12 protein-coding genes are annotated in these 17,723 nt (G+C 31.3%); all 12 read right to left on the bottom strand.

Annotation, left to right across the window (positions count from 1 at the left end):
- Positions 1-46: 46 nt before the first annotated feature.
- Positions 47-1,735, bottom strand: a complete 1,689-nt coding sequence (locus ACTF56_RS10560) for a gliding motility protein RemB (RefSeq protein ID WP_438966874.1) — start codon at positions 1,733-1,735, stop codon at positions 47-49.
- 111 nt (positions 1,736-1,846) lie between these two features.
- On the bottom strand, positions 1,847-2,161 hold the full coding sequence (locus tag ACTF56_RS10565) for a hypothetical protein (RefSeq protein ID WP_438966875.1): 315 nt from the start codon (positions 2,159-2,161) through the stop codon (positions 1,847-1,849).
- A 36-nt stretch (positions 2,162-2,197) separates the two neighbouring features.
- Complete coding sequence (gene deoC, locus ACTF56_RS10570; RefSeq protein ID WP_438966876.1) at positions 2,198-2,941, bottom strand: deoxyribose-phosphate aldolase; 744 nt, start codon at positions 2,939-2,941, stop codon at positions 2,198-2,200.
- Between the two features lie 65 nt (positions 2,942-3,006).
- A complete protein-coding gene (locus tag ACTF56_RS10575; RefSeq protein WP_438966877.1) occupies positions 3,007-3,777 on the bottom strand; it encodes an energy transducer TonB in 771 nt (256 codons plus the stop codon).
- A gap of 101 nt (positions 3,778-3,878) precedes the next feature.
- Positions 3,879-4,616, bottom strand: coding sequence for an energy transducer TonB (locus ACTF56_RS10580; RefSeq protein ID WP_438966878.1), 738 nt, complete (start codon positions 4,614-4,616; stop codon positions 3,879-3,881).
- Between the two features lie 52 nt (positions 4,617-4,668).
- Positions 4,669-5,016: a VanZ family protein gene (locus tag ACTF56_RS10585; RefSeq protein ID WP_438966879.1), complete on the bottom strand. Its 348-nt coding sequence runs from the start codon at positions 5,014-5,016 to the stop codon at positions 4,669-4,671.
- On the bottom strand, positions 5,009-5,389 hold the full coding sequence (gene gcvH, locus ACTF56_RS10590; RefSeq protein ID WP_438966880.1) for a glycine cleavage system protein GcvH: 381 nt from the start codon (positions 5,387-5,389) through the stop codon (positions 5,009-5,011). The genes ACTF56_RS10585 and gcvH overlap by 8 nt, the downstream gene beginning before the upstream one ends.
- Positions 5,390-5,447: 58 nt before the next feature.
- Complete coding sequence (gene sprA, locus ACTF56_RS10595; RefSeq protein WP_438966881.1) at positions 5,448-12,608, bottom strand: cell surface protein SprA; 7,161 nt, start codon at positions 12,606-12,608, stop codon at positions 5,448-5,450.
- A 4-nt stretch (positions 12,609-12,612) separates the two neighbouring features.
- Entirely contained in the window at positions 12,613-13,194 is a 582-nt protein-coding gene (ruvA, locus tag ACTF56_RS10600; protein ID WP_438966882.1) for a Holliday junction branch migration protein RuvA, read from the bottom strand.
- Between the two features lie 33 nt (positions 13,195-13,227).
- Positions 13,228-15,522: an NADP-dependent malic enzyme gene (locus ACTF56_RS10605; protein WP_438966883.1), complete on the bottom strand. Its 2,295-nt coding sequence runs from the start codon at positions 15,520-15,522 to the stop codon at positions 13,228-13,230.
- A gap of 92 nt (positions 15,523-15,614) precedes the next feature.
- Positions 15,615-16,544 carry a carbohydrate kinase family protein gene (locus ACTF56_RS10610; RefSeq protein ID WP_438966884.1) on the bottom strand — a complete coding sequence of 310 codons (930 nt, stop codon included), beginning with the start codon at positions 16,542-16,544 and terminating at the stop codon, positions 15,615-15,617.
- Positions 16,545-16,546: 2 nt separating this feature from the next.
- Positions 16,547-17,722: a glycoside hydrolase 100 family protein gene (locus ACTF56_RS10615; protein ID WP_438966885.1), complete on the bottom strand. Its 1,176-nt coding sequence runs from the start codon at positions 17,720-17,722 to the stop codon at positions 16,547-16,549.
- Position 17,723 lies beyond the last annotated feature (1 nt).

Raw genomic sequence — 17,723 nt, forward strand, 5'->3', positions numbered from 1 at the left:
AGATTAATAAAAACAGACTCTAGAAAATAATTAACTAATGTTTTTTTTAATAATCAAAATACCAATTAAACAAATCGGTTTTAACTCCGATGGTAAACCAAGTTGTGGTGTTTTTTTTGTTAACCACATCTTCTGTTTTTGGATTAAAATCTCTGTATAAAAGATTCGCAAATAATTTCATGTTAGAAGAAGGATTTAAGATATAACCCGCTTGAAAATCTCCTAGTAAAATAGTAGTTTTATTTCCTTGTGCGACGCCAACTCCTTCATCAAAAGGCCTATCATCGTCATAATCCAAGTAAATATTTCCTCCATAATTACTTGTGTCAAGTCCATTATTAAAATCAAAACCTCTTTGAGCAATTATTAATTTTGCTTGTAAATAATATCTGTTTTTTCTATAAGTAGCAATTCCAATTAGTTCTCTAAAATTGGCACCCCAATTGTGACCCATACTCAAATTATTATGTCCATAATTTGTCAAAACATTACTATGAGCATAAACATATGGACGAACGTGATTATATTCTGCTTGTAAAGTCAAGTTATCAATTTTGAAAGCATTAAAATACTTTGCCCCTATTTGATAAGCGAATTTATTTCTCCAGCTATTATTTCCTGCTCTAACATCACCAATTGCGAACTCATCAATTAAGAATTGAGCATAAAAGTGAATGGAATTATTCCACTTATATTTTGAGGTTAAACCTAGCAAAGCATTTCCTGTTTTTGACGATGACGAGAACTCAACCGCTCGATAAAAAATAATTGGATTGATAAAATTAGCATCAAAACCTCTATCATTGGTATTTCCCCAAACCACACTTTCAAAAAAACCTAAATTCAATTTTTTGCTCACATTCCAACTCAAATAATGATTGGCCATAAACTTTGTAGCGTAAGTATTATCAACCGTAGCATCTGGACGAACATCTTTTAGCCACATGTAAGTATTGGTGTATTTAATTTTCCAAAATGTAGTATTGATTTTAAAAAAAGGATAAGGACTAGCACCATCACCTTGCAAAACAGAACGATATCCATCACCAATAAAATTGCGACTATATCCTAATTGCAAATCAAAATGTTCGCTTGGTGTGTATTTTATATTTGCTTCAGCTAAAGGAAAATCAAAAGCATTTTCTTTAAATTCTTTGGCAATTCCTATGCCAGGAATAATGGCTGGATTTCCACCTGAAGGTTTTATACTTCTAGCATATTGATTGTAATAATCAGCAAACAATCCTTGTGACTCGTAAATTGAAGTGTTAAAATTAATTTGTTGTCCAATCTGACCTTGAACGTTAACACCTCTAGTATTTACGTAAGTATATTTTTCTTCACTATTAGTATCTTTTCCTAAATTTACATTTAAAATTGGATTGATTGTAAACCAATAAGAATCACCTTGTATGGCGACTAAATTTTCATTCCATAATTTTCTTCCCAACCAAGAGGTTTTTTGCAATAATAAAGCATTACTTTCTTTCTCAAAATCATAATACTTTGCAACTTCAGCATAAGAATAAGGTTTGGAAGCTGTATGATTATTGGTTCCTAATTGATTCATTTGCTGATCAAAATAAGCATAGTTTAGATGTGAAAATGGAATATTATTCTTGCCTTTAAATAGAGCATTTTTATATTCCGTAACAACTAAATCATCATACTCTTTAAGTTCTTCCTCTTTATTTTGTTCCGAAACATCTTTTGTATTTTGTTCCGAAGCAATCATTTTCAATTCTTGTTTATTAGTCACAACACTTATGGTATCTAAAGGAATTGGTATTGAAATTGAATATTTAGCAAATGTTTTATTTCCTAAATAAGTAGAAGGCTCAACGTTTTATAACAACGAAAAAACTCTTTTAGTTTCTTTTTTTAAATTTTCCGAATTGGATTCAATATAAAGCACATTAAATTTACCTAAAGTGTCTACCTCAAATAGCGTAAAAATTGTTCCTTTATAGTTCACATCTGGTTCAGCTACTTGAAAATTGGCATTAAAATGTTCTTTTAAAGTAGCATAAAAACACTTTTTAAGTTCTTCTGATTGAAATTCATTACAATTTTTAAACTTTGGAAACTGTTCTTTATCTTGGCTTTGAGCCCATGAAAGTTGTATGAAAATCAATAAAAATAAAACCGAAACTTTTTTCATTTGACGTAATTTATTTAAAAATAAAATAATAGTAGTTTAATAAGTGCTTACGGCTTGATTGCCTTCTACAATTGCTTTTGCAGAGGATGTTCCAATTCTTTTCACACCTAGTTTAATCATTGCAAGAGCTTCATCATAATTTCTTACACCACCTGCTGCTTTTACAGGCAACGGAAATGCATTTTCTAACATAATTTTTATGGTATGCATTGTTGCGCCATTAGGTTCGTTATTTTGAGTTTTATAAAATCCAGTAGAAGATTTTACAAATACTTTATCGTAATCGGTTTCTTTAAAATGAGAAATAATGCAATTTTTAACCAAAGTACAAATTTGAATAATTTGAGAATCATTTAAAGCAGCTACTTCTATAATCCATTTAACGGTTTTATTATGGTCTAAACCCAATTTAGTACATTCATAAATCTGATTTTTAAGATAATCAGTAGCGCCTTTTTTAAAAAGTTCATAGTCTAAAACAAAGTCTAATTCGTCCACATTATTTTTAATAGCAGTTTGAGCTTCAATGATTTTATCTTCAGTAGATTTACCACCTAAAGGAAAATCTATAACAGTTCCTATTAGAACTTTAGAATTTGATTTTTGAATCATTTCATGCGCTAATGAAACCATAGTAGGGCGAATCATAATTAGCTTAAACTCATTCTCTATAGCTTCTTGTATATAGAATTTATTTTTATCTAAATTTTCATTTTCACTCAAGTTGGCATCGGATGAAGTTTTTAAATAAGTAGAATCTAAATACTGATGAATTTTCATTAAACTAATCTTTAATTGGGTATAAAAATAAAAAAATCCCTTTGAATAAAGGGATTTTAAATTAGTTATTTTTGAATACTAAAGACGATTGGAATACTGTAACGTATTTTAACACCTTTTCCTCCAATTTTGGCTGGAATAATTTTTGGTAATTTTTTTATTGAAGCTTCAACAGCATTTCTCATTTCAGGACTAGACTTTTCTAATTTTATTTTGTTCAAGACACTGAAATATCCATTTTCGTCTACAATAATTTCAAAATAGACTTTTCCTTCTCTCTTATTTTCCATATCTACTCTTGGATAAACTAAATTTTTATAAACACGTTTAGTCAATTCTTTTTCAAAACACTCTTTTTGCGCCTCTTTATTGGTATTAATACAATTAGGAAACATTGGTAGAGACTCCACAGCAAAAGGATGATTGATCACACTTGGATTAGTAATAACTGTTTCAGAAGTACTAGTTTCGTTTGCATCAGTAACTACTGGTTCGTTTACTATAGTTTCTGATGTTGCATCTTTAGTAATATCTTCTTTTATTTCTTCTTCAGAAGCAACTACATTATTAATAACCACTTTTGGAACAACAATTGGTTTTACAACCTTTGCTACAGGTTTTTCTTTTTGTTTAACTACATCTTCAGTAATAACTTTAGGTGTAGGTTGATAAACTTCACTAATATCAATGATTTTTGGTTTATTAATTACCAAACTTTTTGTTTCAAAATTCATTTCTAAAACAAAAAATACAACCATTAAAGTAGCAATAAGTCCGATTTGGAAAAAGATAAAACTATTTTGAGATTTATCCTTCATTTTAACATTTGGCTTCATAATAATTCATATTTAAAGTTAGTTAAGTGGAATATTACAAATGTTATGCCAAAAAAAATCCCAATCGATTAGATTGGGATTTTATGTAATATATGATTTTATTATCTATTGTCTAATTTAAACATGATTGGAATGGCATAAGTAACAGCTGTTGGTCTACCTCTTTGCTTTCCTGGTGTAAATTTTGGTAATTTACTCATGATTCTTTCCGCTTCTTTTTCTAGTAAAGCAGTTCCTTTTGGACCTCTAACTCTGTAAGTAGCAACACCAAATTTATCAATAGTCATTAAAACACTTACTTTACCTTGAATGTTGTCTTCTTTTGCTCTTTCAGGATAGTCAAAATGTTTTCTAACGTGTTTATTCATTTCGTCAACAAAACACTCTTTTTGTTTTGCTTTTGCAACTTTTTCACAACTTGGAAACAAAGGCACATCTTCAAGAATTTCAAATGGGATTACTAAATCTTCATCATCAGGGTCACCTACTGGTCCTGTTTTTATTGCACTTGAAGTTACAACTACAACATTTTCTTTTTCGTTGGTTTCAGTTACTTCAATTTTCTTTTCTTCGATCACAACTTTATCATCCACAACCACAATAACTTCTGGAGCTGGTGGTGGTGGTGGTGGAGCTGCTTGGACTTGTATAGTTAAAGGCACTGGCTCTTCGTCAGTGAAATTATCAACAATTAGAGGTTTTTCAACAATAACTACTGGATCTGGGGTTTTAATTTCCATTCCAATATACGTCAACACTGTAATTAACGCTAAACCAATTTGAAAATACAAAAAGCTATTTCTTTTAGCATCTACTTCAGGATTCTTTTTAAGTTGCATAATTATAATTTTTTACGTTACGAATATAAATAATATTTTTTAAATTTTGATTTTATACGTTGCTTTTTCTTTTGTGTAAATATAAATTTAACATTAGAGCTACTAGTACTCCTGTTGAATTAGCTATAATATCGTAATAATCAAAATGTCTTGATTGAGTGAATTTCTCTTGAAACACTTCAATAATAATGCCATAAACAATTAAAAATAAAGAAATTATATAGTTTTTTGAAATTTCAGCTTTTAAAAACAAATAATTTGCAATAAAATAAAAACTGAAATGAACTATTTTATCTGTAAAACTTGGCGTGCTTACATTGTTAATTTCTAATTCTATTAAGCATGCTACAGTAATTAAAACCAACCATAAAATGCCTAATATTTTAAATTTTTTATGCACCAATGAGTGTTTTGTAAGCTTCACTATCTAACAAATCGTCAAATTGAGAAACATCAGATACTTTAATCTTAATCATCCAGCCTTCGTTATAAGGATCATTATTCACCTTTTCTGGCTCAGATTCTAGAGAATCATTAAATTCTATAATTTCACCTGACATTGGTAAAAATAAATCAGAAACTGTTTTCACTGCTTCAACTGTTCCAAAAACCTCGTCAACTTCTAAAGTTTGATCTAAAGTTTCTACTTCAACATAAACAATATCACCTAACTCTTTTTGAGCAAACTCAGTAATTCCAACTGTTGCTACTTCTCCGTCTAAACTAACCCACTCGTGGTCTTTAGTATATTTTAAATTTTCTGGGAAATTCATATTTTATAATTTTAAGCAAAAATAAATTTTTCTGTATAATAATGGTTGTTTTTTTTAATTAATTTCCAAAATTATATCTTAAAGTAAATCCAGAACGAATTGTTGTTAAAGGAAATGCTGTAGATATAACTGCTTGCGAAAATTGATGATCGTAATAGAATATAGTTGTAAAGTTTTTACTTAATGCGTAATCAGCTGTAAGTTTAATTGACATAAGATTTTGACCTCCAGCTAATTGATTGTTATCATAATCTAAATAACGAACAATAGTGTTGTTTTTACGAATGGTAAAGTCGGCTTTTATGTTAATATCACTTTTTAAAACTCCTGTAGTATTTCCTGCAAGAGCTGAATTGAACGTAACATTTTTGATTCTATATCCCAAACCTAAAGTATAATCGTTACCTTTTACTTCAGTTAATAAATTATTGTCGAAACTTAAGTTTAAAGTTCTATCCTTTTTCATTTCAGCTGTAAAACGAAAAGCATTTTTAGTTTCAAATTCAACTTTTACTAATGGATTGAACTGTTCTGCTAAATTCACATTAGATATAATTCTTTTTGCATAGAAATTACCGTTCTGATCGGTTGGCAATGGATTTAAGTTGGATCTAAATGCATTGATACCGTAACTAGACCTGTAACCGTGTTGTACGGAAAATCTTTTGAATTTATCTTTAAACCATTTGTTATTCATAAAACCAGTGTACTTAATCACCCAGTTTGGTAATGGAATAGATTTAAAATCATTTGTTGAAGCTTTGTTGGCATTTTGTCCCGAATAAGCAGCTAAGAATGAAGGCAATAAAACTTGCTGACTGTTTTTACCAAATCCTATTGGATAACCATCAGCATCAACTCCAGGAATACCAGCAGCTCCATAATAATCTTGAGCTAGTCTGTTGGCAATTATTAATCTATTGTCTCTAAACTCCTGAAAAGCTTGTGAAAAATTTTCATCACTTTGACTGAAAGCTGTTTTTATAAGAATTGTAGAAATATTATAATTTCCAAAATTATAAGGTGATCTTGGATTGTATGTTCCGTCTACAGAAACATCAAATTGTTCCGAATAATTCTGGGCTAATTTTCTGTCAGCACTTACATCAATTTTGAAATCTTTAAATAATTCCATTTGAGCAGTAAATGTCAATTGTTTATCGACTACTTGGGTAAAATTTTGATTAAATCCTTCAAAGCCAGTCAACCAACCGTTTTTAGCTGCTTCATATCGAATATCGGATTGACTTCCTAAAACAAAGCCAACTGAAGGTCTTGTCGTTCCCCAAAAACCAACTCCTGGCAAATATCCTGGTAAAACCGTTCCACTTGTTTGGTTATAATTAATTTGTATTTTTTTGACACTAGTTAATAAATCAATAAAAACTTTAGCCAACTTGTTTTGACTGTTGGTATTTGCTACAGGTTTTGCCGTAATTTTTTCTCCTGGTTTTGGTGGAGCTGCTGGCTTAGCTTTTTTGTTTTTCTTTACACCAATTCCTAAATACTTATAGAATAAATCCATACTTAAATCTGTATTTAACTTGTGTGAATTGGCATTTTGGATGGTATTCCCTAATTGTACATTGTTATTGTCAATTTGAATGTTTGCATAAGGATTACGATTCCAATTGTAATTAGAAGTATAAGAATAGGCTGATTTTACAAAACATAGTAAAGGGATTTTATTAATTGGCAAATCGTAATTTAAAACTAATTGTTGATTGTGTTGATTTGTTATACCTGCATCCCAAAAATTATCCCAAACAGAAAAAGATTCAATTGGAATATTATTTTCATCCAAATAATTTTGAACTAAATTGTTGGAAGAGGCATTGTAATTGAAAGACAAACTTTTAGTCAACTTATAATTAGCTCCATATTGATAATTGAAAAAATAATTTCTTCTTGATAGAGGATCTAACTGAAGCCCTTGAACCTCAACTTGTCTAAACTGTTGTCTGTTGAACTGTCTTATAATATTGGAACTGAAAGAAATACTTGATGGCAAAAGATTGAAATTAAAATCTCTAAGAAGATCAAAATAACGACTTTTAGACATGAATTTTGTCTTTTTAAAAGGCTCTACATTAAAAGGTTTGAAAGCATATGCATAATCTACAGTAGTTTTTACTTGTTGGTCACGAAGATTTTGAATTTCATAATCGTGGTGATTTGTTTCGTTGTAAGAGTAAGATAAGGTTAAGTTTTCTACATCATAAACATGTTGCTTTTTATCGGCTGCTTTTTCTTTCTTAACACCAATAAAATTGATACTTTGACGTTTTGTATAATCAATTGCTCTTTCTTTATAATTGGCTCTTTCTTCTGGATCTGTAGTGATATCAATTAAATCATCTAAAATTAAATCTTGATAAAATGGGTCGTATTTAGGCGTAATTGTTTCTTCACCTACAGCATAATTAAAAGGTAGATTAATTCCCCATTTTTTTGGTAAAAGTTGCCCTAAATTAAAATTTGTTACAATATCGTATTGTTTCACATCTTCACGACTTCTTTCATTTGGACCTTGCTCTAAAGAACCAAACCCAATAGTTGACAATCTACCTGTTGCAGAAAGAGTTGCAAAATCGGCCATGTTAGTATCTAGATTAGCTACAGCTGCATAACCTCCTTTATTATCCATTTCAGACATACGAAGTTCATTGAACCAAACTTCACCTCTAATTGGATCGCCATTGACATCCGCATTTCTGTTTTTGACACCAATCATTAAAGTTCTAACTAAACCAAAATTAGGATTTCCTTTTATACCAATTCTCAATCGACTGTTTGGAGAATTTAAGTCTTGTTCGTTGACATAACCAATTCCGTTAGCATCGTATTGAATTAAAGGATCACCACCAAGTGATAAAATTTTCAACTTAGTTAATAAATCTAAAGGCAAATTAATTTCATTATCTGCCAACCAAATATCATCTGGAGAAGTCGCGTTTTGTGCAGTAACCTTCAAAGGGATTTCTACCTGATAAAAATTTTGAGTAAAGTCATTACCAAATCTTAAAAAAGCCACTATTTCATCATCTTGTAAAGCAGGACTTTCAATGTCTGGCAAAGCTTCAGCATGTAAAAACATTCTCAATCTTTTAAACTGACGCATATCTACGTTAACATTCTTGAAAACTGCTCTAGAATCTTTAGGTTCTAATCCTCCAAATCCAGTTTGAGCTGTTCTTTTGTAAACTCTCAAAGAAAGAGATTGCTCATTTTGGTTGATGATGGTATTGTTTTGGTTTAATTGTTCTCTAATAACACCTGGCGGAACTACATAAGGTATTGGTGATTTATTTCCGTTTTCTTGAACATTTACAGCCACAACATCAAAACCAGTATCATCATCACTTACGACTTGATCATCAAAATCCAATGTGCTTGTAAATCGTCTCCATTCACCTCTTACTAAATCTAAGGCACCAAAGCGCAATGTTACTTCGTCACTAAAACCAGTCATAAACATTCTCATGAAACGAACTGAACGTAAATCTTGAATAGAACCAACAGCATTTGCAGGTGTAGCTAATTCTAATATAGGAATTTTATATAAGATCCATCTTGCACTAATTTGACCTCCATTAGGTAAATCAGATGTTGGCGCAATCCTTGTATCAACCACAAAATTTTCTCCAGGAATTGGATTTGGAGCTATGGTTACTTCATATTTGTAATACGCATCAATAGTATTCATGGTATTATCTCTATTGATATCTTCTACATCTGGAAAAGTTGTACTACCTCTAACATTATCTGTAATTGTTATTGGTGAGTTTCCTTGAGTTCCATTGTAATTTTTGTAACGTTCCAAAACATTACCGTCAGCTCCTAAATAGAATTGATAATTATCTCCAGCAGGATCAGAAAGTGATGCAAATGCAGGATTAATTCCAGGTAAAATAGCTTCTTCACTATCAGACAATCCATCAAAACCAACATCTTGTATGGCTCTATTGGCGTTGTCAGAATCAAAAGCATAAATTAAAGATTGCGAAGCGGGAACTTTACCCCAAATCGATGGAATTGTTGCAGTTTGACCATTGGTATCTGGCAATCCATTTTCGTAATTTTTTCTTCCATCTTTAAGAACATCTTCCGAAATTTCTCCTAAATTAATGACTAATTTTCCATTATTTGATGGAGGAACATTATCGCCATTTACACCATAATAAGGGTCCATTACCCAAAATTGAAGGTATTCTACATTTGATTGCTCAAAATTTGTAGTATTGATACTTCTCATAATACCACCAAAATTATCTTGTTGAGTTCCTTCTGGAAATGTATTATTTGTGGCTTGAGAATTATAATTATAAGGACCACGTTCTTTAGGATAATAAGACATATCCAAAGTAGTAATTACTTGAGTTTGCCCTTGTGGAACATCGGTAACTGGATACAATTCGTCAATAAAAACCCTTCTTGTTCGGTTTGAAGATAAATCATTAGCCGAAACTCCTGCAGGTGTTTGTGTATAAAAAACAGGATCCACAGAATACCACGCAAGCTTAGCTCTTTTAAAGCCATATTCGATTCCGTTTTGATCTGCACCAAACCCATCAGGAGTACTAGCAAGACTCCAAGCATTTGCAGAACGTAAATCAATTGACGTTTGAGTTCCTTCAAAATCGTCAATATACACTGTAGCTTCGCCGTTAAACTCACTTGCTTTTGGTGCACCTGGTTGCAAATAAGCAAATTCACCTCTAAATGATAAATTAGAAGGCACATCAGTATCAATATTTGGTAATTTATTAGCTAATCTGGTTAAGAAAGGAACTTCTGTAGCAAAATTTGCATTAAGACCATAAATACTATTATTAACTGACTCTTGATTATAATCTGTTTTTGTAGTAAATGGTCTTTCTGTCATTTTTAAGAACGTTCCACCAACTGTAAATTTTTCATTGAATTTATGCTCTACATTGAACCCCCAAAACCTTCTGGTTTGTTGTCCAAAAACAGAATTGTTTTCTAAGGAAACAGAAATTGGTGTATTGGATGCTAAAAGTGAATTATCTGTAATGTAAACTCTACCTATTTGATAATTTACGGTATAATCAACACCTTCAACCAAAACTCTTCCTCCTGCACTTACAACCACAGAACCTTGAGGAACGTTGAATGCTCCAATAGGAATTCCGTCACCATTAGTGGTTTTGTATCTTCCTTTTAATTGAAATTTATTTTTTTCACTTTCTTGAAGTGCTGCTGCTTGGGTTTGCTTGTATAAGTTTCTAAAAACATATTTAGCTTGATTATCATTATAGGAACCATTTGTCCCTCCTGTTGGTGGCGTATCATAGTTCTCAGTAGCATTGTTTACTGTTAATTTGTCAAACAGTAATTTTCCGAAAGGCTCTACATTTGTAAAGATAATTCGACCAAATTGTGGATCGATAGTTACTCCTGGAACAAAATCAAAAAATCCATCACCTCCTTGTTGCGGATCGTTAGTATAATTTAATTTATCTAAATTAAAAACTTTGATTAAAGGGGTTTCTGCAACACCATTTGGTAATGGCGAAGTAGTATTGGCATCGGTTATATAATTTAGAGGAGATGGATCTGTATATAAGATATTGAATCTAAAATCAGCTTGTTCTAATTGACTTCCTCCAGGAATTGAATAAATGTTTTTCATCATTAAATCCCAAACAGGTTCATTCACATTTACCAAAGTACCTTTAAGCATTTTAAGAACCAAACTTTGTGTTGTAGGCGTTGCAATTGTTCCTGTGTTATCCACTACCGTTGCATCGATACCATCTGTTCCAAATTCCCCAACTTGATACACATCTCCACCAACGGTATATTGATAGGAAACGGCTAAAACTTCATCATTGGCCAATCTTTGATTTAATGATATATATCCTAATTGAGGATGATAAGTAAACTCATTTGCACTTAATTTTCTAGCATTTTCAAGCTTTACATAATCAACACCTTCAGTCATGTTTGGATTATTAAATCCAGCACCAGCTGTTGCAATATCTCTAATACTATTATTTAAAAAACTTGTTGGACCATTGATGTCTAATGGATTAAACTTATTGTTGCCGTTATCCGCTGGTGAATCTGGAACTACATTGAAAAGTCCTGCTGGATCAGTTCCTACTATTTCAGCATCTGGTATTCCTGTAAGTTGAGCTTCACCTAAATCTTGAATAGCAACAACATTTCTTAAATTATTATCTTGAGCATTTACTCTATTTTGTCTGTTGGTTACCCAAACTTCAATTCGAGTAATTTGTGCTCTACTATCTATGAAAGGATAATTTGCTAGAGCTTTATTGTAGTTATTTCTAAAATATTGAGACAAGAAATAGTGTCTGTCATTATCATATTCTTGAGCAAATAAAGCAAATTCTTGAATGGTTGCTCCACCTTCGGCATTTACGGTTCTAGTTTGCGATTTTTGTTCCGAAAATACAGTTGTTAATGACGTTTTTCCAAATTGAAACTTAGCTTTAACTCCAAATAAACTTTGAGCACCTCTAATTAAAGTACTATTGATGGGTAAACTTACATTTCCTACTTCGATACTTTGTACAATATCATCTTCCGTTGGTTTATATTCTAATTTGATTAAATTTTGAAAAGCAAACGTAGATTGAGTATCATAATTAACGTTTACATTTAAGCGAGTTCCAACTTTACCTTGTAAACCTAAACTAATTCTCTGATTAAAATCGAAAGTTGTATTGACTCTATTTCTTGGTGAAAGTGCTGGATTATCTTGTTTGGTGTATCTTAATCCTAAATCCATTTCTACAGAACCTGTTGGCTTTATGTCAATAGAATTGCTTCCAAAAATACTTTCAAACAACTTAGAATTCACATAATATCTTGGCAATAAATTTCTTTGGGCTGCTGCAGAACCTTCTTTATCATCATTTAAAGCACTTAATTTATCTTTATAATATTGTTTCATTGATTCTCTAAGCACCAATTCTTCATATTGTTTTGTAGTTAATATGATTGGATAAGAAATATCAAAACCTGAAAATGTTGATGAAAAAATATAACGATCAGTTACAGGATCATATTTATATGCATCTACAATACTTACAGGATTTGGAATACTTATTTTACCAACTGATGTGGAATCTTTTGGTGTTTGAGAGTAAGAATTTAAAGTGGTACTTAAAAAAAGTAGCAACGTCAATCTGACTAAATATTTTGAAACTAAATTATTCTTTTTCAAGTTATTATAAATTTTTTAATGCTTGTTTGATAATATTTTCAACGGTGGCATTTGGATTCTCATTAACTATTTTATCAATAACTTTTTCTGATGCTTTTCTAGCAAATCCTAAAACCTCTAAAGCAGATAACGCTTCTTCTTTGTTTGTATTGTAATTAGATGTAGAAACTTCATCTAAGCTGTAAACTTTTAATACTTTATCCTTTAAATCTAAAATTACTCTTTGGGCTGTTTTGACCCCAATTCCTTTAATAGATTGTACTGTTCCAACATCATTTGATGCAATGGCCTGAATGATATGTGTTGGTGAAAGTGAGGAAAGCATCGTACGAGCAATGTTCGCTCCAATTCCAGAAACCGAAATTAACAATCTGAATAATTCGCGCTCTTGTTTTTCAACAAATCCATACAAAGTATGTGAATCTTCTTTTATTTGAAGATGCGTAAATAGTCTTAAATTTTCTGATTCTGGCAATAACGAAAAAGTGTGTAAAGAAATATTAATACTATATCCAACTCCATTGCAATCAATTACAACTTCTGTTGGGTTTTTTTCTACTAACTTTCCTTGTATATGTGTTATCATTATTGATTCAAATTTTGTAAAACTATAAAAAAATTATTTAGCTTTTACTTTGTTAAATTTCTTGCTTTTTTCTTGCGCATCAACAACCGCTACGGCTGCCATATTAACCATTTCTTCGACACTTGCTCCTAATTGAAAAATATGAGCAGGCTTATCTAATCCCATCATAATAGGTCCAATAGAATCTGATTTATTCAATTCTTTAAGCATTTTATAAGTAATATTTGCTGAATCTAAATTAGGATAAATTAGCGTATTGACTTTTTTATCAACCAATTTTGAGAAAGGAAATTTACTTTTTAGCATTTCAGAATTCAAGGCGAAATCGGTTTGTATTTCACCATCAACAATTAAATCCGGATAATATTTATGAAGATAAGCTACAGCTTCCCTAATTTTTTTTGAATTTTCACTTTGCGAAGACCCGAAATTTGAGAACGAAACCATAGCTATTACAGGTTCCATTCCAAACATTCTAACGGTTTTTGCCGTCATAAGTGCAATTTTGGCTAAATCTTCTGCGGAAGGATTCACGTTAATTGCAGTATCAGATAAAAAAATTGGACCACGGGATGTCATCATTAAATTTGTCGCAGCTATTCGGGTAACACCTGGACCTTTTTCTATAAGTTCCATAATTGGTTTTACAACTGTTGGATAACTTCGAGAATATCCTGTAACTAATGCATCTGCATCACCTTGATTTACCATCATGGCTGCAAAACAGTTGCGCTCTCTCATCCATTTTTCAGCATCCAACAAGGTAATTCCTCTGCGTTTTTTTGTTTCCCAAAAAGAAGCGGCATATTTTTTTCTGCTTGGTTCTTCTTCTTTTGTTTTTGGATCAATAATGGTAACTTCTTCATCAAATCCAATTTCTTCCATTAATTCGGTTATAATTTCTTTATTTCCTAAAAGAATTGGAATTCCGATTCCTTCTTCAAGTACAATTTGAGCAGCTTTAAGCACGTCTAAGTGATCTGCTTCAGCAAAAATGACACGTTTTGGATTTGATTTTGCTCTATTTACAAGAAGACGAATCATTTTATTATCAGAACCTAATCGTTCCAATAATTCTTCTTCGTATTTGTTCCAATCGGTAATTTCAATTTGAGCCACACCAGATTCCATTGCTGCTTTTGCAACTGCTGGAGCTACAATTGAAATTAATCTTGGATCAAATGGTTTTGGAATAATGTAATCTCTTCCAAAATTTAATTTTGTTTCACCATAAGCAATATTTACTTGCTCTGGAACAGGTGTTTTTGCTAATTCAGCAAGTGCTTTTACAGCTGCCATTTTCATAGCTTCATTAATTTTTGTTGCTCTAACATCTAAAGCACCTCTAAATATATAGGGGAAACCTAACACATTATTAACTTGATTAGGATGATCGGAGCGACCAGTTGCCATAATAATGTCTTCACGAGTATTGATAGCAACATTATAATCAATTTCTGGGATTGGATTTGCCATTGCAAAAACGATAGGATTATCGTTCATCGTTAGTAGCATTTCTGATGTCAAAATATTTCCAACAGATAAACCAAGAAATACATCTGCTCCTTTGATAGCTTCTTTTAAAGAAGTCGGTTCGCATGATTTTGCATATCTTTTTTGTAATTCAGAAATATCGCTTCTTGAATTTGTTAACATTCCGTCTTTATCAAACATATAAATATTTGACTCTTTAACTCCTAACAACACATACAAATTAGCACATGCTAATGCAGCAGAACCAGCACCAGAGACTACAATTTTAACTTTATCAGTTTCTTTTCCTGCTAATTCTAAAGCATTTAATAATGCTGCTGAAGAAATAATTGCTGTTCCGTGTTGATCATCATGCATTACAGGAATGTTTAATTCTTCCACCAAACGTCTTTCTATTTCAAATGATTCTGGTGCTTTGATGTCTTCCAGGTTAATTCCTCCAAAAGTGGGTGCAATATTTTTTACCGTTTCAATAAATTTTTCAACATCATTGGTTCCAATTTCGATATCAAACACATCGATATCTGAAAATATTTTAAACAATAATGCTTTTCCTTCCATTACAGGTTTGGAGGCTTCTGGACCAATATCACCAAGTCCTAAAACGGCTGTACCGTTTGTTATTACAGCTACTAAATTTCCTTTAGCAGTATATTTATAAACATTGTTTACATCTTTAGCAATTTCTAAACATGGCTCAGCAACTCCTGGTGAATAGGCTAAGGATAAATCACGCTGTGTAGCGTACTTTTTTGTAGGCACTACCTGAATCTTTCCAGGTGTTGGTTTAGCGTGATATAATAGGGCTTCTCTTCTTTTTGTATCTTTGTGCATTGGACATATTATATATGAACCTACAAAGTTAAAATAAGGATTGAAAGAAAAAAATTTTAAGGTTATTCTTTTAGTTAAATTATCAGCTATTTTTAGGAAAGTATAACTTCTTCAATATTTATGTTATCAGGAAGTTTACCCACATTTTGCAATTTGATAGAAGCTAATTTTTGAGCTATAGTGATGCAATCTTCCAATGACTTTTCGTTAATTTGAGAATACAAAAAGCCTGTCCAAAACGCATCTCCTGCACCAGTAGTATCTTTAACCTCTTTTATTTCTATAGCTTTTTGATAAAATAAGCCTGATTTTAAATCGGAAACTACTACTCCATCTTTACCTTTTGTTAAACAAATTGTTGAGGCTCCTAAAGTATGAAAATAATCAAAAATAAAAGCTTCTGATTTTACTTCATTAAAAAGTCTGAAACAATCATCTTCACTCAATTTAACTAACGGATTATTGGAAAGATATTCTTTTAAAACAGTAATCGCTTCTTCTCTATTAGGCCAAATTTTATCTGAATAATTTATATCAATACTTAATTTCAAACCAAGTTCTTTTGCTTTTTTGGCTCTATTTAGTATAGTTGCTCTGGATGGATTTTTACTTAAAGCAAAGCAAGTAGTATGAAATATTTTACCTTTTTCCATTACAGCATCAGACAACTGCTCAATAGTAATATTAAAATCGGCATTTCTATAGGAAATGAAATCAGGAGTTTCCGTTGATTTAGAAACTAAAATAATAGATGTTGGTTCTGCTTCTATTCTTTTCAAACTAGAAACATCTATTTTGTTAGACCTCAATTTTCTTACTATATAATCTCCTAAACCATCATTACCACAAGAAGCCACTAATAGAGGATTTAAACCAATTCGTGACGCATTAACCGCAACATTTGTTGGTGATCCACCTAAAAAACGATGATAATCTTTGGTTTTATTAATTGAGGCATTGATTTCGTGACCGATAAAATCGATAAGCACTTCTCCAACGCATATTATATCTATAGTTTTCACTTTTAAAGGACTATTTTAAAATTATTATTTATTGCTTGATGCACTAAAACTGCTGCTGCTGCACTCCAGGCACAATTAGAAACGCCATTTGGAGTAGTGGTGTCTGTATTGAAATTTTCATAAAACGAATACTCTTCAATAGCATTGGCCTTATTGATGTTATTTAGAATTATATTGGTTTTTTCTTTTTCAGAATGAGCTAATAATCCTAAGGCAAAAAAACCATTCACCATAGACCAACTTCCACCATTATGAAATTCGTATGGAAAATTTCTGAATTCGTATTTACAATTATCCTTTAATAAATTCCAATGTTGATCTGACTCAAAAATTGGAGGCCAAAATGCTGGAACCAAACCTAATTTTGTGCTTTTTGCTAAATCAAAAGAAAAATTAATTATTTCTTCATGAACTTTACTTGGACCAATATTTAATAACAATAACAATGAATTGGCAAATGCATCAAATTGATTTTTATAACCTGAAGGCGAAAAAGAACATGGTAAATATGCTTTAAAATCGGTTTCATTATAAGCTCTTTCGTGGAACTTTTCTTGATTTGAATTTGGTAAAAAATTACTTTCAACTTGTTCCACAATATGCTTAATCTTGAGCGCTAATTTTTCACTTTTCTTGAAATTATTATAGTTTTTTAGAGCCCAAATTCGCAACAACTGATCGTATAAAACATAACCATCAGTAATGTATTCATCTGCCCAATTTCCTGACAAAGGGACATAAATTAAATGCCTATTATTGAATTCCCAAGCTTCTAACAAATGCAAAGCTTTTTCAATTTCAACTTCATATTTAGTTATAAATGTATTGTCATTGGTATGAAATGCATATTGACAAATTCCGATTATGAACCAAGTTACCGCATCCACTCTTCCTGCCAAACCACCATAACTTACATCGGTGGTGTTTTCATTAATCATCACATTAGAAGGAATTGTACCTATTTCATGTTGGTTGTTGGCTAAAGTTTCCAGTGTAATTCGGAACGTTTCAATCAGTTTCTCATCTCCAGATGCCAATGCAGCTAAGCCGCAAATAACACCATCTCTAGCCCAAACTCTTTTATAATTAGACGTGTCTTCTGCACTTGCTACAAATCCGCTTGCAGAAGATACCTTGTGTAATAATTCTAAACTTTTATTGTAAGAAAGCGTATCCATT

The sequence above is a fragment of the Flavobacterium sp. genome, assembly GCF_965657075.1.
GTDB lineage: Bacteria > Bacteroidota > Bacteroidia > Flavobacteriales > Flavobacteriaceae > Flavobacterium.

Bases quoted from the DNA above. Each gene is read 5' to 3' on its own strand.
- ACTF56_RS10560 (WP_438966874.1), bottom strand. From the start codon at position 1,735: ATGATTGCTTCGGAACAAAATACAAAAGATGTTTCGGAACAAAATAAA.
- ACTF56_RS10565 (WP_438966875.1), bottom strand. From the start codon at position 2,161: ATGAAAAAAGTTTCGGTTTTATTTTTATTGATTTTCATACAACTTTCA.
- deoC (WP_438966876.1), bottom strand. From the start codon at position 2,941: ATGAAAATTCATCAGTATTTAGATTCTACTTATTTAAAAACTTCATCC.
- ACTF56_RS10575 (WP_438966877.1), bottom strand. From the start codon at position 3,777: ATGAAGCCAAATGTTAAAATGAAGGATAAATCTCAAAATAGTTTTATC.
- ACTF56_RS10580 (WP_438966878.1), bottom strand. From the start codon at position 4,616: ATGCAACTTAAAAAGAATCCTGAAGTAGATGCTAAAAGAAATAGCTTT.
- gcvH (WP_438966880.1), bottom strand. From the start codon at position 5,389: ATGAATTTCCCAGAAAATTTAAAATATACTAAAGACCACGAGTGGGTT.
- ruvA (WP_438966882.1), bottom strand. From the start codon at position 13,194: ATGATAACACATATACAAGGAAAGTTAGTAGAAAAAAACCCAACAGAA.
- ACTF56_RS10605 (WP_438966883.1), bottom strand. From the start codon at position 15,522: ATGCACAAAGATACAAAAAGAAGAGAAGCCCTATTATATCACGCTAAA.
- ACTF56_RS10615 (WP_438966885.1), bottom strand. From the start codon at position 17,722: ATGGATACGCTTTCTTACAATAAAAGTTTAGAATTATTACACAAGGTA.